Origin of the sequence: Microbacterium sp. Se63.02b (assembly GCF_014171575.1) — a bacterium.
GTDB lineage: Bacteria > Actinomycetota > Actinomycetes > Actinomycetales > Microbacteriaceae > Microbacterium.
The window spans coordinates 1,653,952-1,670,058 of sequence record NZ_CP050453.1 but is presented as its reverse complement, the minus strand read 5'-3'; the positions used below and the strand labels follow the sequence as shown (position 1 = coordinate 1,670,058).

The window sequence follows — 16,107 nt, the reverse complement described above, 5'->3', positions numbered from 1 at the left end:
GCCTCGGTCAGTCCATCTGCGTCGCGAGTTTCAGCCGCTCGTGCCCGCTCGGTGCCTGCACGGACGGGAGGTCGAACGTGACGGATCGGATCCTACCGGTGAAGGGGAAGAGCCCCCTGCTCGCATAGTCGTCGCACACCGGCGAGACGCAGTCCATCCCGACATCCATCGATTCCGTACCGCATCGCATCGGGATCTGCTCGGGCAGCAGGAGATCGCCGACGACCTGTCCGTCGACCGCCATCTGCACGTCGGCGGGTGCCCCTGGCCGAGGCTCCTGCGGGGTGATCGTGACGGTGACGGTGTGGGCGCCGGGGCCGACGGCCTCCGGCGAGACGATGTCGTACCGGCGGATACCGAAGAAGTTGTAGTGGAACCGCACCTTCCCCTCCCACCCGAACACGGACCAGCCCGCGGCGTCGCCGCCGACCGCGAAGATCACTCCCTCGGCGCCCTGATCGGCGACATCGACGTCCGCCGTGAGAGTGAGCGGGACGCTGACGAGCTTCGGCCCGCTTCCCTCGGGCAGTCGGGTCATCCCCTCACGGAAGGTGACGCGGTCCCGCCCCGCGAAGAAACTCGGGCGCAGCGTCACGTCGAGGCGCTCGGCGAATCGATCATCGAGCGGAAGGACGTCGTACCGGGCCGCCTCTGCCATGAACATGTCCTGCAGCGCGCGCAGTCGCTCCGGTTCACGCGCGGCAAGGTCTTCCGCCTGGCTGAAATCGTGCGTGATGTCGTACAGCTCCCACACATCGTCGTCCCAGCTGTACGACCCCGAGGTCTCCCACGGAAGCCGGCCATGTCGACAGGAGGCGATCCACCCATCGGCGTACATCGCGCGGTTGCCGAGCATCTCGAAGTACTGCTTCTCGTGACGGCTGGGCCGCTCGGCGCTCTCCGCCGCGAACGTGTAGGCGAAACTCGTCCCCTCGATGGGCTTCTGGATGACCCCGTTCACCACGGTCGGCTGAGCGATGCCGACGATCTCGAGAAGAGTCGGAGCGACGTCGATGACGTGGTGGAACTGCGAGCGGAGCGTGCCGGTGTCGGTGATCCGATCCGGCCACGAGACGATCATGCTGTTCCTGGTGCCGCCGAAGTGCGAGGCGACCTGCTTCGTCCATTGAAACGGCGTGTCACCCGCATGCGCCCAGCCGACGGCGTAGTGCGGCGACGTGCCGGGAAGCCCCCAGTTGTCGATGAAACCGATCGCCTCGTCGATCGACGGCTGACGCCCGTTGAGGCTCATGATCTCGTTCGGGGTCCCGATCAAGGATCCCTCACCGCTCGAACCGTTGTCCCCGAGGATGTAGATCACGATCGTGTTGTCGAGCTCTCCCAGCGCGTCGATCGCGTCGACGACCCGTCCCACCTCGTGGTCGGCATGTTCCAGGAAGTCGGCGAAGTTCTCCGCCTGACGAGCGAACAATCGGCGGTGCTCCTCCGGCTGGCTGTCCCAGGACGGGATCTGATCGGGGCGCTCGGTGAGCGCAGTCCCTGCGGGGATGATCCCGGCTTGGAGCTGGTTGCGATGCACCACCTCGCGATACTCGTCCCACCCCATGTCGAAGCGACCCGCATTGCGACCGCGCCAGTCGAGCGGTGGCTGATGCGGAGCATGAGCGGCACCCAGGGAGAGATAGGCGAGGAAAGGGCGATCGGGTGCGATGCCCTTCTGCGTGCCCACCCAGCCGATGCACTTCTCGGCGAGGTCCGTGGTCAAGTGATACCCGTCTTCCGGGCGCGCAGGGGGCTCGACGGCGGTCGTCCCATCGTACAGGGAGGGGTAGAACTGGTCGGTCTCCCCCGCGATGAAACCGTAGAAGTGATCGAAACCCTGACTCGTCGGCCAGTTCTCGAACGGCCCGGCCGGACTCGTCTGGTTGTCCGGGACGTTGTGGTTCTTCCCGAACCACGCAGACGTGTACCCCGCATGCTTCAGAAGCTCAGCGAACGTCGCCGTCGCCTTCGGGATGATGCCGCTGTAGCCCGGATAGCCCGTCGCCATCTCCTGGATGACCCCGGTGGCCACCGTATGGTGGTTCCGACCTGTCAACAGCGCGGCGCGCGTCGGCGAGCAGAGCGCGGTCGTGTGGAACTGGTTGTAGAACAGCCCTCGTCCCGCGAGCCGCTCCGCCGTCGGCATCCGCACCAGACCGCCGTTCACACTCGGCCAGCCGAAGCCGACATCGTCGAGGAGGACGAGCAGGATGTTCGGGGCCCCAGGACGCGCCGTCTTGGGCAGCGGGAAGTCGGGTACCGACTCGGTGGCGTGCATGCCGATCGTGGCATCCGCGTACGTCCATTCCGGTTCGGGGAGGTGGTTCCTGTCGAGACTCACGGGGAACTCGGGATGGATCGTCGGCTCAGGCACGTCGGCTCCTTCTGCAGTTCGTCCGGACACGGTCATTCGCGCGACAGCATCGCCGCGGCTTCGAGCTCGAGGTCGCGGTAGCGTTCGGCGCTGACGTCGATGCCGACGCCGAGCAGCTTCCCGCCGGTGAACGGGAACGGGTTGGCGTACTGCCGGCTCACCGGGTCGGCGCTGTCCCATCCCACGCACAGGCCGTCGCCGCACAGCGTGAACTTGCCGACCTGCGCGCGCATCGGCCCGGAGGCGACCGCGCGATCGTCGACGTACAGCGTGGCCGTGCCGACCGACTCCCCGTGCTCGCCGGCGCCCTCGCGGACGAAGTCGACACCGACCGTGTGCGGTCCCGGGGTGAGCTCCTCCGACGTGAACGACTGCTCCGGAGGGATGCCGAGGAAGTTGTAGACGTACGTGAGGCGGTTGTCCTTGAGGAACAGGGTGTGGCCGCCGAACCTCGAGCCGTGCGCGAAGAGGACACCCTGCGCGCCCTCATCCAGGACCACATCGGCCACGATCTTGTACGAGCGTCCTCGCAGATTCACCGCCACGCTCTCGGGCACGGCGTCGGTGCCCGGGTAGTACACGTAGCGATCCCGCGGCGGTTCCGCCTGTGGACGCTCGACCGTGAGCAGCTCCCGAGCGGACCGGTCGTCGAGCGGGAGCACGAAGTTCTTCTCCGCCTCGTCGAACCATGCGGCGATCAGCTCCTGGAGCTTCTCGGGCTGACTCTCCGCCAGATCGTTCGACTCCGAACGGTCCTCCGCCACGTGGTAGAGCTCCCAGACGTCCTGGTCGAAGTTCCCCTTGCCGGTGAGGGGTGCATGCACGGCTGCCGCCTTCCATCCGTCCTTCCAGATGCCGCGCGTGCCCAGCATCGAGTAGTACTGGACCTTCTTCTCGGTCGGCCCGTCCGGTTCCGCGTCGAAGCTGTACTTCATCGACACCCCGTCGAGCGGATGCTGGGCGACACCGCGGAACGAGTCCGGCATCTCGATGCCGATCACATCGAGCACCGTGGCGACCACGTCGACGGAGTGGTGGTACTGGTGCCGGAACTCCCCTCGGGCGGTGATCCCCTTCGGCCAGTGGATGACCATCGGGTCGCACGTTCCGCCCGCGTACTGCGAGTAACGCTTGAACATCTGGAACGGCGTGGAGAACGCGGCGGCCCACCCCGTCGGGTAGTGGTTGTAGGTGTCGGGCGATCCGAGGCGATCGATCATCGTCAGGTTCTCGGCGAGATCGTCGGGGTAGCCGTTGAAGAACTTGTTCTCGTTGACGGAACCGTCGGGCGACCCTTCACCCGAGGCGCCGTTGTCGGCGCAGTAGAAGATGAGCGTGTTGTCGAGCTGACCGCTCTCCTCCAGATAGTCGACGATGCGTCCGACCTGCGCGTCGGTGTACTCGGAGAACCCGGCGAACACCTCGGCGAATCGTGCGAACAGCTTCTTCTCATCGTCGGAGAGCTGGTCCCAGGGGCGCACGTGGTCCGCGGGGTTCGCGGCATCCTCCGGCAGCGGGTTGATCGGGGTCATCGCCGTGCCTTCCGGGAGGACGCCCTTCTCGATCATGCGGGCGAGCACCCAGTCCCGATAGGCGTCGTAGCCGTCGTCGAACGCACCCTTGTACTTGTCGATGTACTCCTGCGGTGCGTGGTGCGGAGCGTGGTTGGCGCCAGGACAGAACCACATGTACCAGGGCTTGGACGGGTTGGACGCCTGCTGGTTGCGGATCATGCCCAGGGCCTGATCGGCGAGGTCCTTCGAGAGGTGGTACCCCTCCTCCGGGGTCGCCGGCGCCTCGATGAAGTGGTTGTCCTCGACGAGGTCGGGATACCAGTTGTTGGTCTCGCCGCCGAGGAAGCCGTAGAACCGGTCGAAACCGAGCTGGAGCGGCCACATCGAGCGGTTTCCGCCCGGGGCGTTGTCCTCCTCGGGGACGTTGTGGTCCTTGCCCACCCAGAACGTCGAATAGCCGTTCCCCTGCAGGATCTGTCCGATCGTCGCGCACTCAGCCGGAAGTCGTCCGGCGAATCCGGGGAAGCCGTTCGTGCCCTCCATGATGACCCCGGCGCGGTTGACATGGTGGTTCCGTCCGGTCAGCATGGTCGACCTCGTCGGCGAGCACAGCGCCGTCGTGTGCCACTGCGTGTAGGTGAGACCCGATTGCGCCAGCCGATCCATCGTCGGCATGTTGATGCGACCGCCGTAGGGCGACCAGGACGCGAGTCCCGTGTCGTCGTAGAGGACGATCAGCACGTTGGGAGCCCCGTCCGGGGCGACCGGGAGTTCGTACGGCGACCAGTCCGGCGTGGAGTCACGCACGTCGAGCTCGATCTCCCCCGCGAAGTCCGCATTGAATTCCGACATCATCTCTCCTCCGGTCCCGGGTTGCACAACATCGTCCTCCTGCCGAGTATCGGCGTCCCGCCGAGCGGGCAGGCAGCCCGCTCACCCTCAGGGGGTGATCGATCGGGCGAGACCGTCAGAGCGCCGGCGCGGCCGACGACGCCGCAGCGGCGCCGTCCGCCTCACCCTCGTCCTGCACGGCGTCGTCCGGGGAATCGGTGCGCGTCTGCTCCATCTCGACAGGCCCCGGCCGTCGGAGCAGTTCCACCAGGATGGCGAAGACGAGGAGGCCGGCGCTGACGCCGAGCACCGTGCCGAAGGAGACGGGGCGGGTCATGACGAGGACGAGAAGGGCGAGCGCCATCCCGGCGATCAGTGGATCGGTCCGTGGAAGCGGTCGACGGCGAGACCGAGACGCCCCGTCGACAGCCCGCGTCCCTCCCAGGTGCCGCGGATGGCAGAGAAGCCGCTGCCGAGCACGCCACGGATGGCCACGGCACTGCGGCTCGACCCGGCGAACCACGCCCAGATCGCGACGAGCAACCCGACCATGGCCAGTGCAGCGATCGTCGAACCGAGCAGCGCGGTCACTTCGTCGAACAACGCCTCAGCGGCCGCCGACGTCATGATCGACGGACTCACCGCACCGATGAAGAACGTCCTGCCGATCCCCATCCCTGCGGAGAGGAGGAGGAATGCCGCGGCGAAGGCGGCACTGGTCCAGAAGAGGGCACGGGGACGGTTGCGGGCGAGGAGGACCCCGGCGACCACGAGTCCGAGGACGACCCACGGCAACCAGAATCCCGCGGCGACGGCGATCTGATAGATCGTGCGCACCAGGACGAGGGCGTCTGCCTGGGCGATGGGGATCGAACGGTCGATCACGGGGATCAGGTCGGCGAAACCCACGCCGCGCGTGGTCAGCTCCGCCTTGACCCGTTCGACGACCAGACCGAGGTCGATCGACAAGACGCCGTCGTCCGCGAGCTGCACCGCGGTGTCCGGACTGTTCTGCATGATCGCCACGGCACGCTCGTGCGTGAATCGGAGAGTCTGCGCCCAGATGTCGGCGAACTGCTCGGAAGCGACGACGTCGTGGACGACACCGTCGACGAGCGACGTCAGGCCACTGGCCGCCGGCGCCTCGAGCAGAGTGAGAGCCGATGCGGCACGCGGGGGGAGGTCGAGTTCGCGGAGTCAGTCGAAGACCTCGCCGACGACGGCATCGAGGTCGATCTGCTCGTGGATCGCGGTGCTGACCTGGGCGGAGACGAAGTCCTGGACATCGGGGTCGTCCGCCAAGGGGGCGAAGGTCGCGACGAAGCGATCGGAGTCCACGAGCTGGAGGCGGGCCCAGGTGCCCATCGCGGCGATCGGCGCCATCAACACCGCCAGTGCGAGCACGATCGCTGCGACGATGCTCCGTGCCATCGGGCGGCGACGCGGGGCCTTGAGCGTCTGGTTCTCCTGCTCGAGGAGGAGGACGCGGGCGCGCAGGTCATCCAGTTCACTCATTCGTCGTCTCCTCGGGGCGGGCGGCTCTGGTCGGCGCAGACGGACGGCTCCTCAGCTGAGGAGCTTCTGCTTCGCCGCCGCGAACTCCTCCTCGGACAGCACGCCCGAGTCCTTCAGCGACGCCAGCTGCTGCAGTTTCGCGATCATGTCGTCGGCGCCGCCGACTGCGGGGCCTGCGCCGGGGGCGCGGCGTACTGTGCGGCGGCGTTCTGCGCGGCGGCGTCGATCTGGGCCTGTTGCTGTGCGGCTCGTACTGTTGCTGCTCGTACTGCCCCTGTGCGCGTTGTTGCTGGCTCCGTGATGACATGGCGCCGCCCACAGCCGAAGCCGTTCCGGCGACCACGGCCGTCCTGGCGGCGAGGCCGATCAGTCCGGGGGCGACCGAATCTTCTCAATGGCATGTCATTCACCTTCCTGATCGAGGATGTCCATCATGGCGTTCACGACCGGCGCGGGGACCCGCTCGCTGCGGAGCACCTGACCGCCCGCGGCCGCGAGGCTCTGTGCCAGGGTGCGGGCGAAGGCGAGTTCGAGGACCACGACCGCAGCCGACTGGCCGGGGGCGAGGGCCTCGGCGAGCGCTTCGACGTCTTCCTCGCCGGCGAGGCCTGCCGCGATCGGCGCGAAGTCGTCGAGGCCCAGCGACGCGCCGTCCGCGTCCAGCTCGACGATCTCGACGTCGCCGCTCGCCGACTTCGACAGCACCACGAAGTCGAGGAGGCGGACCACTCCGCTGTCGACGAGGTCGGTGAGCGCGCGGAACGTGGCAGGGTCCGGACGCTCGCCCTCGAAGCCCACGAGGTAGAACTCGGCGGGGCCGAATCGGAAGTCGTTCATGAATCGTCCTTTCTCACGGTGGCGAGGAGCGGGGCCGTCCGCTCATGCTCGCACCGCCGCCCTCGAGGCGATGCCGTGCTCACCCCAACGGGGTGAGCACGCCGTCGTCCGGCGGCATGGTCCGACTGTTCTGTCGCGGGATCCACACCTTGCGGACCACGATCAGGATCGACGCGGTCAACGGGATCGCGACGAGTGCGCCGAGCAGACCGAGCAGCGTGGCGCCGATCATCGCCCCGATGATCACGAGCACGCCGGGCACCGACGCGGCTCTGCCCATGATCCGCGGCGTCACCACGTATGCCTCGATCTGGATGTACACGAGGTAGGCGACGACGAAGACGAGCGCCGCCGTCGGGCTGACGAACAGCGTCGCGACGCCGCCGATGAGGAGGAAGACGAGTGAGCCGATCATCGGGACCAGGGTGATGAAGAACGCGACGATCGCCATCACCGCGGGGATGGAGGAGCCGACCGCGAGCTGGATCAGGAGCACGACCAGAGCATTGATCGCCGACAGGGTGACGCCACCGGCCACCACTCCCCCGACCGACTGCGTGATCTCCTCCAGCAACGCGGTGAACCGCGCACGCCGATACTGCGGCACCAGGTTCGCGACCGCCGCCTTGACGCTCGTGAGCGACGCGACGAAGTACAGCGTGAGCACCACGACCATGACGAAACTCGACACGGCGCCGATGACGCCGAACCCTGCCTTGAGGACGCCCCCGGAGATCGCGAGGAACGACGAAAGGGTGGTGAGCGAGCGGAGGCCTTCCGAGATCGCCACCGAGAGGTCGACGCCGAGGTTCGCCTCCAGCGTGCGGTACCACGTGCTCGCCTCCATCGCCGCGATGGTCTCCGGCGCCGCTTCGATGGCAGCGGTGATCTGGCGTACCGTCGCCGGGACCAGCACCAGGAGGATCACGGCCACGACCCCGAGGAAGATGATCGCCACGATCGCCACGCCCGCCGCCCGCGTCGTTCGCGCCGCTCCAGGGCCCGCACCGCAGGGTCGAGCCCCAGGGCGAGGAACATGCCGAGGAAGATCGAGATCAGCACGGTGGAGATGCCGGCGATCGTCGTGGCGAGGGCGATCGCCAGGAGCACCCCGACCGCGACGGAGAAGCCGGAGAGCACGGCTGTGCAGGCAGAACCTGCCGCAGCCGGGATCGGCGGCTGCGGTCGTCGGGCGCGTCGCCGCGCATGGTCTGGCTGTCATCCACAGTGCACGCTACGCGCGGGCGACCCGCGCGGACCGTGGCCCTCACCCGTTCCTGGTGACCGCCGTGGCCGCCGGTGCCGAACGGGGTCGCCCGCTAGGGGTGAGCGGTCCTCCCCCCGGCGGCGCGGACGCTGCCACCATCGCGATACGCAGTAACTCAACGAAAGGGGTCCGACGTGTCCATTTGGGAAAGCTTCTGGGACATCATCTGGTGGTTCTTCTGGGTCTTCGTGTTCATCTCCTACCTGATGGTGCTCTTCAACATCGTCGCCGACCTGTTCCGGGACCACAGCCTCAACGGCTGGTGGAAGGCCGTGTGGATCATCTTCCTCATCTTCGTCCCGTTCCTGACGGCGCTCGTGTACCTGATCGCGCGCGGCCGGGGCATGGGCGAGCGCAGCGCTTCGGTGTATCGCGAGCAGCAGCACGCCGCCGATTCGTACATCCGGAGCGTTGCGGGATCCAGTCCCAGCGATGAGATCGACAAGGCGTCGAAGCTCCTCGCGGCGGGGACGATCACGCCCGACGAGTTCGCCGCCATCAAGGCTCGCGCTCTGAGCTGACAGCATGGTTGAGGCGGTCGGTGTGACCCTGCAGGCGCTCGGCGACGTCGAATTCGTCGTCGTGCGCCTGGAAGACGACCGCCTCAGCCCGCGGATCCTCGAAGCACTGCTGCGCCAGGTGGAGGGCGGCACCATCCGCCTGCTGGACTTCGTGATGATGCGGCGTCTCGAAGACGGCTACCACCTGATCGAGATCGACGGCGACGAGTTCACGCTCGCGGGCCTCGGGCTGGACACCCCCGGACTGGTGTGCGAGGACGACGTGCGGTACTTCGCGTCACAGCTGCCGGTCGGAACGCTCGCCGCCCTCATGCTCGTCGAACCGACCTGGAGCGAACGGTTCGCGCAGGACGTCGACCATCGAGAGGACCGTATCCTCGCCGTCCAGCCGATCCCGGCAGAGATCGCGAACACGGTCCTCGCTGCCGCGCTTCGACAGTCGCGACCCGGATGAGGGAGATTCAGACGGTCGTCCGCACGGCCTCACGCCGAGAGGACACTCCGAGCTTGCGGTAGATCGCCCTCTGGTGGGTCTTCACCGTGTTGATCGACACGGAGAGCTCGCCGGCGATCTCGTGCAGGGTGCGTGCCGTCTGCAACTGCTGGAAGACCTCACGCTCCCGATCGGACAGGGCATCCACGAGCGAACCCGCCGCATCGTTCGCCAGGCACCGGCCGATGAAGTCCTCGAACTGGGTGCCGTAGTGCACGTGCTCGCCGAGGAGCTTGCGCACCGCGGTCTCCCTCGGGCCGAACGGCAGTCGGATGTTCTCGCCGCAGGCGACCGCGACCGCGGCCTTCGCACAGTTCGTGCGCCTCCTCGCGGTGCCCCGCATGACGACGCAGCACCGCCGCGGTGATCAGCGTCGCGGATTTCACGTACGACACCCGCCGAACGCACGCAGCGCTCTCAGCATCTCGAGGGCGCCAGAGTACTCCCGGCGCGACGGAGCAGGCCGGCGAGGGCGACGTTGACGACCGGCAGGTCCGGGCACTGGATGTACTTCCTGGCGATCCGCATCGCGCGATCCTGGCGTCCGACCGCCTCCTCGAGCAGAGCGACCGACGACTCCCGGAACGCCGGCCAGAGATGCCGTGGACCACTTCAGCGGGATGTCCTGGATGCCGATCGCCGCTCAGCGACAGGCCGCGACGTCCCCCGTCTCGGCCGATGCATACGCGATCATCATGCGCGCGATGCTCGTGGAACGACCTGTCCGAGCTCCCCGTTCGCGATCACGGTCCCGAACGCCCGGATCGCCTCGTCCGACTCGCCCGCCCAGTACGCGACGCTTACCCGCCGCGGCCGCCGCGCTTCCGCCCGCGTATGTGCTCCAGGGCAGGCTCACGTGCTCGGCGCCCTCGACCGAGGCGAGCGCCGATCGGGCGTCGGAGAAGCGCCCCGCCCACGTCTGGCCGAAAGCGAGATGACCCAGTGAGCGTTTCGCCAGCTCCCGGTCCCCGAGCTCTGCGCCTCGTGCCGCGGCCGAGAAGTACTCGAGGGGGATGGCGGGTTGCCCCCGATGTCGGATCTCGGTCCATCCGAGGAGATAGTTGAGGGCTGCCCGGTCGCCGAGCTCTGTCGAGTCCGCGTCCAGCAGCATCTGCCGCACCTTCGCGCTCGCATCGGCCACCGCCGCGCGCTCGTCGGCGATGAACAGGCGTGCGATCTGCAGGACCGCGGGTTCCCTGCCGTCGCCGGCTCCGGCGATCATCGCCTCCGCCCGCCGGAACAACTCGCGGGCCACCCGATGGTCGCCCAGCACATCGCTCGCGCAGGCGCGGACGAGGAGCACCTGCGCATCGTCCGGCGTGCGACGCAGCATGTCGGTCGAGGCGCGTTCGACCTCTGCGGCGCTCGCCCCGACGACGAGCTTCCGAGCCAGTGGCGCAGCAGAGACTCCCTGCGGGCCAGAGGGTCGTCGGCGCGGAGCGAGTGCGTGATCGACGCGATGGGGTCCGTCGCCTGAGTGCCCCCGCCGCCCGACGATGACAGGCGGCGGCACGAGCCGCATCGTGTCGGAGGATCTCCGCGCACTGTCTGGCGAACGACGCATGCCAGCGGTAGACGACGCCGTCGGGTTCCTCGAACCGGTCGAGGAACAAGCCCAGGCGCACGCAGCTCTCGAGAAGTTCGGCTGCGTCCGGCCGTTCCGTCACCGCCGCCGCCAGCTCGGGTGTCAGTTCGCCGCACACACTCGCCTCGAGCACGAAGTCCGCGACGTCAGGCGGCAGCACACCGAGAACGTGCTCGCGCACGTACGTACCCAGGAAGCTCGACGCACTCTGCGCACCGGAGTCGGCCCTGGCGCCGCCGATCATCATCAGCCGCACGGCGATCGGCCACCCTCGCGTCTCTTCGAAGATCGTCCCCGGATCGAGAGCGCTCGCCTTCGCACCGTGCAGGAGCTGCACCTCCGCCGCCGTGAAGCTGAGGGTGTCCGCGCTCACGAACGACTCCGGATGCATGAGCCGATGCCGCGACAGCGTGACCCTCCAGCAGGGTCGTCCCCACGAGCACGACCCGCAGACCGTCCGGCGCCTGCTCGGCCAGCATGCCGAGGAGACCGCTTCGCCAGTCCTCCCCTGCCCGTTGCGCGTCGTCGACGATGAGGTGGATGCGGGTGTCGAGGTGTTCGAGGACCCGGCAGATCTCGGCGTAGGCGTGATGGGGATCGTCCAGGTCGCGGCCAAGCGCGAGCGGTCGTCCCGCGCGTTCCGCCCCGACCAGGAGCGAGTTCACGACGCCCTGCGCCAGGCGGAGGATCGGCATCGGAGGAGCCGAGCCCGAGCCAGGCGACCTGTTCCAGCGACGCTGCCCAGTCGGCCACGGCCGTCGTCTTGCCGAATCCGCTGGGGGCGCTGACCACGGTCAGCGGATTCCCGCGCCGCCGCCTCGGCGATCGCGGTGCTGACGCGCTCGCGGCGGATCGCACCGGGCTGGGGAGCCGGCGGCCGGAACCGAACCGTCGGTCCCGGCATCGTCGAACGTACGGGGGGCGACATGGCACCAAAGCTAGTGGCGCCGTCCAGCCCCCTTCAAGGGCCTCCCCCGGGTGATCTTTCCCTGCGCCACTCCCTCTGCGGCGTCTCGTTCGAGGGCGTCCGCCGTGCGGATGAAGAGGATGATCCACGTGAAGACGACCGTCCCCGCCACCAGCTCGACGGCGGTGAGGGTGTAGTAGCCGACCGCGAAGAACACCGACAGCACGAGGATCACCAGGACGAACACGTACCCGAGCACGAGAAAGGTCCGCGAGACCCCCGGCACCCACCAGCGGATCGCCACCACGAGGATCGTGTAGGCGACGACCATGCCGGACGCCACCCCGGTGTGGAGGGCGAAGTGCTGATCCACGGGGAACACGCCGACGAGTCCGAGGAAGATGCCGACGATGACGAGGCACGCGCGGACCGAGGCGACCCCGCGCGGATGCGTGGTGGGCAGATCCCGGGTCGCGTACCGGGCGAGCGTCGTCACGAGGATGCCGGCGACGATCAACGTCAGGTTGAAGGCGCGCGCCGACAGATCGTCCGTCATGCCCAGGGCGCTGAGATTCTCCTTCCACCACTGCGGATCGCTCGCCGTGAGCATGCTCGCGAGGACCCCGAGCACGAGGAACAGGGCGAGCACGGTCGCCAGAAGCTGCAGATCCAGATGCGTCGCCGAATAGTAGGTCACGTACGCCGTCAGGCCGGCGGCCGCCCCCGCCAGCAGGAGCACGGGCACCGGGAACCACGACGGCTCCGATGAGCCCCGCCTCGATGATCGTCGCCGCCAGGGTCCACCCGAGCAGCGCGATCATGGCATGAGCGAACGCGAAGGCCGCGACGTCGATGATGTCGAGGGCGCCGAACTTCCGGCCACGCGCGGGGTCGGCTGCGATGATGCGGCCCAGCACGAAGACGACGATCGCCGTGATCGCGGACGTCAGCGCGGCGAACTGTCCGAGTGAGTCCGGTCCCGAGATCGGCGCGGGCTGCATCCGGAAGACGGGAGGCCACGAGCGCGGCGAGGACGAACGCGAAGATCGAGATCTGGAGGCCGATCGCCTCACGCGCTCGCTCCCGTGTCGCACCGTGGGCGCGTGCAGCCGAGAGGAGATCGGGATCGGCCGGCGTCGACGACATGCGTCCAGTGTCCGTCGCGTCCACGAAGCGGGCGACCCCGGGTCATCCGTACCGGGCGAGGTGGTGACGGTGTCAGATCTTGATCGGGTAGGTCGTCAGGACGATGACCCCGACGATCGCGAGCACCCCGCTGAGCGTCACGAAGACGGTCCGCCGCCAGCGCGCGCGCTGGTTCTGGGAGAGCGCAGCGAAGAACAGCACGAGCGCGAAGAGCACGGTCAGCAGCGAATAGTCGTCACCGCGCTGGTTGTTCCGCAGGGCTTCGTCGAACTTCTCGTCTGCACGAGCACCCAGCTCTGCCGCTTCCGCCTCGCCGGCCGGCACGTACTCCTCCATCGCGAACGGCCCGTCCGACACCCGCCCTTCCGCATCCCAGGCATCGAAGGCGACGGCGAACTCCGGTGTGAAGCGCTGTTCGATGAACTCCACCAGGTCGTCCGGTCCCTCGCGATCCGCGAGCACCCACTGCGTGTAGATCGTCAGATCGTATTGGCGCGCCGCCTGCGCTGTCGACTGCGCCGACGCCGCCTGCACCCGCGCGCTGGATGCCTGGCTGGAAGGCGATCGACATCTCGCCGCCCCACTTCGACGCCTCGAAGCCGCACCACGCGGTGATCACAGCCGTGATCGAGAGGAGGAGCACGGTGCTGATCTCGAGCACCCCGTAGGTGCGGTCGTGGCGGAGCGGGCTTGTCTTCCATGCCGCTATCGTGCAGGTCCCGTCGGTGAGCGTCGTTCGGCGCTCACCGTGGTGAGCGCCCCTCCGGCGCATGCGGCACGGGCGCATCCTGGACGCATGAGGCGCACACCCCGGCGGAAGACACCGAGCGGCACGCGACCGTGAGCCTCAGCGACCTCTTCCCCGACGGGCTCTCCGCCTGGCAGATCAGCTGGCGCTGCTGTCGGTGCTCGTCGGATGGCTGTTGTCGCGCTTCGCGCGCAAGGGTGTGCTCTCACTCGCCAAGCGCACTCCCGGGATCTCCGACACGGTGTCTCAGCTGGCAGCCCGACTCACGCAGTACGCCCTGCTCCTGGTCGGGATCGGGGTCGGTCTCGCGTTCCTCGGCGCGAACGTGCAACCGCTGCTCGCGATGACGGCCGTCGCCGTCGTGATCGTGATCCTGGTGCTGCGCGGCGTCGCGGACAACTTCGCTGCGGGAGTGCTGATCCAGTCCCGCCAGTCGGTGAAGATCGGCGAGGAGATCGCGGTCGACGGGCCCGACGGCGTGATCCGCGGCACCGTGCAGGAGCTCAACGGTCGATCCGTGGTCCTCACCACCGTCGACGGCCGCACGGTGCACGTGCCCAACGCCGCGCTGCTCAGCGGGGTGCTCGTGAACGATTCCCGGCACGGGCGCGTCGCAGTGCCGTGGACGTCAGGGATCGTCCGGTCGGACGGCGCCGACCTCGACGAGGTGATCCAGGTGATCACGACCGCGGCGAGCGCCGTCGACGGTGTGCACGCCCGCGAACACCCGGTCGTGCGCGTCGTCTCTGATCTCGCCCGACCGCTGGATGCTCGCTCTCCAGGTCTGGCACCACCCCTGCACGGCGCCGCCATCGTCTCGGCCGCGGTGCGTGCCGTCGCCGACGCGCTGGAGGCCGCAGAACTCACGGCGGTCGTCGTGCAACGCGAGGGCCCGCCGCCGCTCGTCGCACCGGAGTCGTTCTGAGCCGCGCTCGTTTGAACCCCGCGGGGCGACGGGAACCGGCGTCCTGACGGCTACGCTGGCCGCGTGACCACCTCGCCGGCACCCCAGGGTGCCAGACCGCATGCTCTCCCCCAGCCTGCGCGTGCTGCTCGTGCTCGCGGCCGCCGTCGTGACGCTGGCCGGCGTGTCTTCGCACGCGACCTGGTCGGACCGGTCGCGCTCGCGATCGTCATCGTGGTGATCTGCGAACCGCTGCGCCGTCCCCTCGATCGACGCGGGTGGCCGACGTGGGCGAGCACGACGAGCGTGATCGTGGTCGCCTATCTGATCCTCTTGGCGATGGGAGCGCTGCTCTGGCTCGCCGGCACGCAGTTCGCCCGCCTGATCGGCGATCCGTCTCCGAGGGCGGCCTCGCGGACACCGCCGACCAGGTCGTCGCCTGGCTGCAGTCGCTCGGCCTCGACGAGGAGGCCTCGGATGCCGCGGCCTCCGTGCTCGACCCCACGACCCTGTTGGGTATCGCGCGCAGTGTCGGCGGCACGGTCCTCAGCGTCGCCACCGCGCTGTTCTTCGTGTGCGCGTACATCATCTTCATGGCGGTGGACGCCGCGCGGTATCGTCAGGCGCCCGCGCTGTTCGGGGCCACGAAGGGCGTCGTGATCGCCCGCATCGCGCATCTGAACGCGGGCATCCGCCGCTACTACATCGTGAACGCCACGTTCGGTGCGATCGTCGCGATCATCGACGGCCTCGCCCTGTGGTGGATGGGCGTGCCGGCTCCCGTGGTCTGGGCGATCCTCGCGTTCGTCACGAACTTCATCCCCAACATCGGCTTCGTCCTCGGACTCGTGCCCCCAGCGATCCTCGCCTTCGTGGTGGGGGGCTGGCCCCTCATGCTCGGCGTCGTCGCCGTGTACTGCGTCGTGAACGTGGTGCTGCAGGTGCTCGTGCAGCCGAAGTTCGTCAGCGACGCGGTCGACCTCAGCCTGACCCTGAGCTTCTTCTCCGTCATCTTCTGGACGTTCATCATCGGACCGCTCGGAGCAATCCTCTCCATCCCCCTCACTCTCCTCGCGCGCGCACTCGTCCTGGAAGGCGATGCCGATCAGACGTGGGTGCGCTGGCTCTCGGGAGACCGCACCGCCGTGCCACCACCCCCTGAACCGACGCCCGCGCCCACAGCTCGTGGTCGTCGACGGCGCCGCACCGGCGCGTAAATCACCAGGGGAGGTTCGCGGCCAGACATGGTCGCCGCGTCCGTCGCGGTGGGATCGTTGACCCGGACGCGCTCGCCTGAGCGCCGGCGAAGGGAGGCGCTGTGCAACGACCACTCGCGGGTCTGACCCGGCGGAACTTCGTCACCGAGCTGACCGCGGGCGTCAGCCGCTGCTCGCGATCGCGATCCCGCTGAACATCGGATACGCGCAGATCGCGGGTCTCCGCCCACCGCCGGCCTCTACGC

Annotated in this window: 20 protein-coding genes; 7 read left to right on the top strand and 13 right to left on the bottom strand. The window is 68.4% G+C overall.

What is annotated here, in order from left to right; genetic code table 11:
- Window positions 1–7: 7 nt before the first annotated feature.
- The 9 genes from G4G29_RS08180 to G4G29_RS08150 form a co-directional block, all read right to left on the bottom strand.
- Window positions 8–2,377 (bottom strand): arylsulfatase, encoded by a 2,370-nt coding sequence (locus G4G29_RS08180; protein WP_202045618.1) that lies wholly within the window; start codon window positions 2,375–2,377, stop codon window positions 8–10.
- 32 nt (window positions 2,378–2,409) lie between these two features.
- Window positions 2,410–4,743 (bottom strand): arylsulfatase, encoded by a 2,334-nt coding sequence (locus tag G4G29_RS08175; protein WP_183152439.1) that lies wholly within the window; start codon window positions 4,741–4,743, stop codon window positions 2,410–2,412.
- 115 nt (window positions 4,744–4,858) lie between these two features.
- Window positions 4,859–5,086 (bottom strand): hypothetical protein, encoded by a 228-nt coding sequence (locus G4G29_RS21765; RefSeq protein ID WP_244632528.1) that lies wholly within the window; start codon window positions 5,084–5,086, stop codon window positions 4,859–4,861.
- 8 nt (window positions 5,087–5,094) lie between these two features.
- Window positions 5,095–5,748 (bottom strand): hypothetical protein, encoded by a 654-nt coding sequence (locus G4G29_RS21760; protein ID WP_244632527.1) that lies wholly within the window; start codon window positions 5,746–5,748, stop codon window positions 5,095–5,097.
- A gap of 171 nt (window positions 5,749–5,919) precedes the next feature.
- Window positions 5,920–6,237, bottom strand: a complete 318-nt coding sequence (locus G4G29_RS21755) for a hypothetical protein (RefSeq protein WP_244632526.1) — start codon at window positions 6,235–6,237, stop codon at window positions 5,920–5,922.
- 51 nt (window positions 6,238–6,288) lie between these two features.
- The gene (locus G4G29_RS23950; RefSeq protein ID WP_345941172.1) at window positions 6,289–6,384 is read right to left on the bottom strand and encodes an SHOCT domain-containing protein; all 96 of its coding nucleotides are present in this window, start codon (window positions 6,382–6,384) and stop codon (window positions 6,289–6,291) included.
- A 255-nt stretch (window positions 6,385–6,639) separates the two neighbouring features.
- Window positions 6,640–7,074, bottom strand: coding sequence for a DUF6325 family protein (locus G4G29_RS08160; protein WP_183152438.1), 435 nt, complete (start codon window positions 7,072–7,074; stop codon window positions 6,640–6,642).
- A gap of 79 nt (window positions 7,075–7,153) precedes the next feature.
- Complete coding sequence (locus tag G4G29_RS08155; protein ID WP_183152437.1) at window positions 7,154–8,041, bottom strand: AI-2E family transporter; 888 nt, start codon at window positions 8,039–8,041, stop codon at window positions 7,154–7,156.
- The gene (locus G4G29_RS08150; protein ID WP_183152436.1) at window positions 7,999–8,214 is read right to left on the bottom strand and encodes a hypothetical protein; all 216 of its coding nucleotides are present in this window, start codon (window positions 8,212–8,214) and stop codon (window positions 7,999–8,001) included. Before G4G29_RS08150 ends, G4G29_RS08155 begins: the two co-directional genes overlap by 43 nt.
- Window positions 8,215–8,475: 261 nt before the next feature.
- On the opposite strand from G4G29_RS08150, the gene G4G29_RS08145 reads away from it, so the two are divergent.
- Both G4G29_RS08145 and G4G29_RS08140 read left to right on the top strand, forming a co-directional pair.
- Window positions 8,476–8,862, top strand: coding sequence for an SHOCT domain-containing protein (locus G4G29_RS08145; protein WP_183152435.1), 387 nt, complete (start codon window positions 8,476–8,478; stop codon window positions 8,860–8,862).
- Between the two features lie 4 nt (window positions 8,863–8,866).
- The gene (locus G4G29_RS08140) at window positions 8,867–9,316 is read left to right on the top strand and encodes a DUF6325 family protein (protein WP_183152434.1); all 450 of its coding nucleotides are present in this window, start codon (window positions 8,867–8,869) and stop codon (window positions 9,314–9,316) included.
- Window positions 9,317–9,323: 7 nt separating this feature from the next.
- Here the strand turns inward: G4G29_RS08140 and G4G29_RS21750 are convergent, their stop codons facing one another.
- Both G4G29_RS21750 and G4G29_RS08130 read right to left on the bottom strand, forming a co-directional pair.
- Window positions 9,324–9,698, bottom strand: coding sequence for a helix-turn-helix transcriptional regulator (locus G4G29_RS21750; protein WP_244632525.1), 375 nt, complete (start codon window positions 9,696–9,698; stop codon window positions 9,324–9,326).
- Between the two features lie 300 nt (window positions 9,699–9,998).
- Entirely contained in the window at window positions 9,999–10,688 is a 690-nt protein-coding gene (locus G4G29_RS08130) for a hypothetical protein (RefSeq protein ID WP_183152433.1), read from the bottom strand.
- A gap of 611 nt (window positions 10,689–11,299) precedes the next feature.
- On the opposite strand from G4G29_RS08130, the gene G4G29_RS08125 reads away from it, so the two are divergent.
- The gene (locus tag G4G29_RS08125; RefSeq protein WP_183152432.1) at window positions 11,300–11,728 is read left to right on the top strand and encodes a hypothetical protein; all 429 of its coding nucleotides are present in this window, start codon (window positions 11,300–11,302) and stop codon (window positions 11,726–11,728) included.
- Between the two features lie 150 nt (window positions 11,729–11,878).
- Here the strand turns inward: G4G29_RS08125 and G4G29_RS08120 are convergent, their stop codons facing one another.
- Window positions 11,879–12,592: a DUF998 domain-containing protein gene (locus tag G4G29_RS08120; protein ID WP_183152431.1), complete on the bottom strand. Its 714-nt coding sequence runs from the start codon at window positions 12,590–12,592 to the stop codon at window positions 11,879–11,881.
- A 79-nt stretch (window positions 12,593–12,671) separates the two neighbouring features.
- Here G4G29_RS08120 and G4G29_RS08115 point away from each other — a divergent pair, with 79 nt between their 5' ends.
- Window positions 12,672–12,818, top strand: coding sequence for a hypothetical protein (locus G4G29_RS08115; RefSeq protein ID WP_183152430.1), 147 nt, complete (start codon window positions 12,672–12,674; stop codon window positions 12,816–12,818).
- A 247-nt stretch (window positions 12,819–13,065) separates the two neighbouring features.
- Here the strand turns inward: G4G29_RS08115 and G4G29_RS08110 are convergent, their stop codons facing one another.
- Window positions 13,066–13,527: a hypothetical protein gene (locus tag G4G29_RS08110; protein WP_244632524.1), complete on the bottom strand. Its 462-nt coding sequence runs from the start codon at window positions 13,525–13,527 to the stop codon at window positions 13,066–13,068.
- Between the two features lie 11 nt (window positions 13,528–13,538).
- Between G4G29_RS08110 and G4G29_RS23405 the strand changes: the two genes are divergently transcribed.
- The 3 genes from G4G29_RS23405 to G4G29_RS08100 all read left to right on the top strand — a co-directional run bounded on the left by G4G29_RS23405 (window position 13,539) and on the right by G4G29_RS08100 (window position 15,862).
- Complete coding sequence (locus G4G29_RS23405; RefSeq protein WP_274601230.1) at window positions 13,539–13,661, top strand: hypothetical protein; 123 nt, start codon at window positions 13,539–13,541, stop codon at window positions 13,659–13,661.
- Window positions 13,662–13,916: 255 nt separating this feature from the next.
- Window positions 13,917–14,666, top strand: coding sequence for a mechanosensitive ion channel domain-containing protein (locus tag G4G29_RS08105; protein WP_183152429.1), 750 nt, complete (start codon window positions 13,917–13,919; stop codon window positions 14,664–14,666).
- A gap of 266 nt (window positions 14,667–14,932) precedes the next feature.
- Window positions 14,933–15,862 carry an AI-2E family transporter gene (locus G4G29_RS08100; protein WP_244632523.1) on the top strand — a complete coding sequence of 310 codons (930 nt, stop codon included), beginning with the start codon at window positions 14,933–14,935 and terminating at the stop codon, window positions 15,860–15,862.
- The last annotated feature ends 245 nt before the right edge of the window (window positions 15,863–16,107 follow it).

Bases quoted from the DNA above. Each gene is read 5' to 3' on its own strand.
- G4G29_RS23950 (WP_345941172.1), bottom strand. From the start codon at position 6,384: ATGATCGCGAAACTGCAGCAGCTGGCGTCGCTGAAGGACTCGGGCGTG.
- G4G29_RS21765 (WP_244632528.1), bottom strand. From the start codon at position 5,086: ATGGCGCTCGCCCTTCTCGTCCTCGTCATGACCCGCCCCGTCTCCTTC.
- G4G29_RS21755 (WP_244632526.1), bottom strand. From the start codon at position 6,237: ATGAGTGAACTGGATGACCTGCGCGCCCGCGTCCTCCTCCTCGAGCAG.
- G4G29_RS08140 (WP_183152434.1), top strand. From the start codon at position 8,867: ATGGTTGAGGCGGTCGGTGTGACCCTGCAGGCGCTCGGCGACGTCGAA.
- G4G29_RS08175 (WP_183152439.1), bottom strand. From the start codon at position 4,743: ATGTCGGAATTCAATGCGGACTTCGCGGGGGAGATCGAGCTCGACGTG.
- G4G29_RS23405 (WP_274601230.1), top strand. From the start codon at position 13,539: ATGCCTGGCTGGAAGGCGATCGACATCTCGCCGCCCCACTTCGACGCC.
- G4G29_RS21750 (WP_244632525.1), bottom strand. From the start codon at position 9,698: ATGCGGGGCACCGCGAGGAGGCGCACGAACTGTGCGAAGGCCGCGGTC.
- G4G29_RS08130 (WP_183152433.1), bottom strand. From the start codon at position 10,688: ATGCTGCGTCGCACGCCGGACGATGCGCAGGTGCTCCTCGTCCGCGCC.
- G4G29_RS08115 (WP_183152430.1), top strand. From the start codon at position 12,672: ATGAGCGAACGCGAAGGCCGCGACGTCGATGATGTCGAGGGCGCCGAA.
- G4G29_RS08160 (WP_183152438.1), bottom strand. From the start codon at position 7,074: ATGAACGACTTCCGATTCGGCCCCGCCGAGTTCTACCTCGTGGGCTTC.